This is a genomic window from Kitasatospora sp. MY 5-36, assembly GCF_001182915.1.
GTDB lineage: Bacteria > Actinomycetota > Actinomycetes > Streptomycetales > Streptomycetaceae > Kitasatospora.
Genome location: NZ_LFVW01000909.1, coordinates 1 through 3,398 on the forward strand (window position 1 = coordinate 1; position 3,398 = coordinate 3,398).

The 3,398-nt window shown below is 76.3% G+C and carries 2 protein-coding genes and 1 riboswitch; both genes read left to right on the forward strand.

What is annotated here, in order from left to right; all coding sequences use genetic code 11:
* Nucleotides 1–176 precede the first annotated feature (176 nt).
* A riboswitch (cobalamin riboswitch) is annotated at nucleotides 177–310 on the reverse strand.
* A 312-nt stretch (nucleotides 311–622) separates the two neighbouring features.
* Nucleotides 623–1,729 (forward strand): S9 family peptidase, encoded by a 1,107-nt coding sequence (locus AE652_RS38055; protein ID WP_049659908.1) that lies wholly within the window; start codon nucleotides 623–625, stop codon nucleotides 1,727–1,729.
* A 727-nt stretch (nucleotides 1,730–2,456) separates the two neighbouring features.
* On the forward strand, nucleotides 2,457–3,398 hold a 942-nt coding region (locus AE652_RS38060), incomplete at its 3' end, for a hypothetical protein (protein WP_049659910.1).

Sequence of the window (3,398 nt, forward strand, 5' to 3'; positions counted from 1 at the left end):
GGCGCCGAGTGCGAACACGGCGGCGCGGGCCAGCCGGCGCGGCGCGGGGGAAGGCGCGCGCGGGGTCATCGGCCGCACGGCGGAGGGCAGCTCGGAGTCCGGCCGGGCGGGGCAGCCTGCATCGCGTGCGTGTCCTCACTCAGGGTCCGCGCCCTGGATCGACGTGACGGCGGCGAGAGTCTCCTGGCTTCCGGGTCGAACGCACCCCCGGAGCCTTCCAGCGGCCGTCGACGGCCCGCCGTGGCGATGTTCCGAGCGTGCTCCCCGGTGACAGTGGCGGGACCGCGCCGGACTTCCACCGGCTTCCTCTCCATGCCTCCGTTTGGCCCCAGGATCCCATCACGGGCCCGAACCGGGAGTCAACCGAGGTCACGGAGGGGTTGGTCACACGGGGACGCCGCTGACGCCCGGTCGGATCGCCCGGCGCGGCCCCGCCCCGACCCCCGCCACCGGCACCCCCTGAGTACCGCCCTGAGCACCCCGGGAGCGCCCGCCGGGTGACCCGGACGGCCCAGCCCGGTGGCCGGTCGGGCGGAGCGCCGGTGAACTGGGGCTCGAACACCGTCCGGTCCGTGAAGAACGTCCGTGAACAACGTCCGTGAACAACAGAGCGGGGAGCGAGATGCGTTGGGGAACCGCCGCCGTCGTGGCGGCCGCCGCGGTGGGGGCCGCCGTGCTGGTGGTCGGCCGCCGGGCCTCCGAGCGGATGGTCCGTCCGGTGACCGCCGTCCAGGAGTCCGGGCCGGTCCAGGTCCGTGCCCTCGCCGCCGGCCGGGTCACCTTCACCCGCGGCCCCGCGAGCCTGCGCCCCGGCCGCTGGGCGGTGGAGTGGGCGGACGGAGGGCACGCGGTCGTCGAGGAGGTGCTGCACGCCGACGAACAGGGCGTCACCCGCCGACTGGTCCGCGCCGACCGGGGCACCCTCGTCCCCGGCACCGAGGTCCGCTTCACCCCGCGGGTCCACCTCGGCGACCCCACCGAGGCGCTCGGCCTGGCCTTCGCCGACACCACCGCCGACGGCGAGCTCGGCGCCCTCCCCGCCTGGCGGCTCGACGGCAAGCGCGGCACCTGGGTGATCCTGGTGCACGGCCCCGGCGACGACCGCCGGCAGACCCTCCCGGTGCTCCCCGTCCTCGACCGGCTCGGCCTGCCCGCCCTCGCCGTCACCTACCGCGGCGACCGGGGCGCCCCCGCCTCCCCGGACGGGCTCGGCCACTTCGGCGAGACCGAGTGGCGCGACATCGAGGCGGCGGTGCGGCTGGCGCTCGACAGCGGCGCGGGCAAGGTGATCCTGTACGGCTGGTCCGTCGGCGCGACCATCGTGCTGCAGACCGTGGCCCGCTCCGCCTGGTCGCACGCCGTCCGCGGCCTGATCCTCGACTCGCCCGTGCTCGACCTGCCCGCCTCCGCCCGCCGGGACGCCGCCCGGGCCGGCTTCCAGGGCGTCGCCGCCGAGCTCGGCGCCCTCGCCGCCGAGGGCCGCACCGGGGTCGACCTCGCCGACTTCGGCCGCATCGCCGACGGCACCGACCTGCGGGTGCCGACCCTCCTCCTGCACAGCCCCGAGGACCGGATCGCGCCCTTCGGCGCCGCCGAGAAGCTGGCCGCCGCCCGCCGCGACGTGGTGAGCCTCCAGCCCTTCCCCGGCGCCGACCACGCCACCCTCTGGAACACCGCCCCCGACCGCTACACCGAACTCCTCCGCCGCTGGCTCACCCCGCTGCTCTAGGGCCTGTCTTCGGACTCCCGTCGTTCGCCCCGCAGAGGCGAGTCCGAAGACCGGCCCTGGCCCCTCAACCACCCCCCCTGTGCGCGAGGGCGTTTTCGGCTGGTCCCCGCCGCTTTTCCCGGTGCGATTCCCCCCGTCCGGGAATGAACGTTCCTCCCATTCCTCCGGGCCCGCGTGAAAAGTCGGCCCGGCCGACTTCCGGTGCGGCTCGATCCCGATCACGCCGCCCGCCATCCGTCCGGATTCGGGCTGGACAGTCCTGCCGGGCGTCGCCGGGCCGAATCGCCCCCGTACGGGCCCCTCGGCTGTCAGGAGCAATATTTGGCCCGACCCCTTACCCCCCACCCGTACGCACGGTGACCGCCCGAGCATTCCCGGCAACCGGCCCGCCCCCTGTGGCATGGGCAGGTCACACGTTTCCGGCCAGGCGGTTTGCCGTTGTTGCCCGATCTTGCGGAGGTGCCACCGGCGGTCGCCCGGTCGTACGGACAACCGGATGTGACAGAAGGCCGGTACAAGGGGAAGACTGCTCGACGTGACGTCTCGGAACCCGCGCGACCGTGATGCCCCGCTCCCGCCGACGATCGGTACCGGTGCGACGGTGACCCGTCTCCCCGGAACGGCCCAACGGCCCGCCGGTGGCAGGCCGGGCGGGGCGGGAGTCCCCCGTAACGCAGTACCCCGGCGACGAGGGCCCGCTCCGGCTCCCGGGCGGGGCAGGGTTCCCGTGCCGGAGGGCTTTCCGGCACCCTCCGAGCTGGCGCCGCTGGCCCGCCGGATGCTGGTGGACGCCGTCCGGGTCGCCCGCTGGGCCGGTGAGCTGGCCGAGGTCGACAAGCGCGGCGAGCTGCTCCCGGACGACGCCCGCGCGGCGGGCCGGGCCCTGGCCATGACGGTCGGTGCCGCTGCCAAGGCGTGGGGGCAGGCACTGCTGGTGGGCCTGGTGGAGGCCAGGGACGGCGGAGCCGGCCCCGGCTGGCGCCTGCACGCCTGGGAGCACGACGACGAGGCCGTGGTGCGCGGCTGGTCGGCGCTGTTCGACGCCTGGACCCTGCTCGCCCCGGTGCCGCCCGCGGCGCTGCGCGGCGTCTTCGCCGTCCTGGCCGGGCAGGCCGTGGACCAGGCCCCGCAGCTGCTCTCCTTCCTGCACCTGGTGGACGGCCCGGTCGCCGAGAGCGAGCTGCTGGAGCTGCTGCGCCGCGGCCTGGACGAGCGCCGGGTCGGCACCGGCCTCGGCGGACCCGGCCTGTCGCCGGTGCCGCACGCGGCCTCGGCCGTCTCCGCCGTCCGCGGCACCTGCCGCGCGCCGCAGATCGACACCCCGGCCGCGCCCTCGGACGTGGCCGCCGTCCTGGACTGGATGCTGGACGGCCTGGCGGCCGTCGGCGCCCTGGTGCGCAGGAACGACGCCGCGGAGCTGTCGCCGCTCGGCCACTGGGCGGTGCGGGCGAAGCTGGAGGAGATCTGCACGGTCGCGCAGACCGCGGCCGGGCACATCGAGCAGAGCGCCTTCGAGCTGCTGAACGCCTGCGCGGACTACTCGCCGGGCCCGGCCCGCGCCGAGTTCCGGGCCTGGGTCGCGGCCCGGCCGGCCGACCGGGCGGTGGGCGAGCTGCTGGACGCCGCCCAGGGCGACGACGCGCTGGTGCGCGGGCTGGCCTTCGAGGCG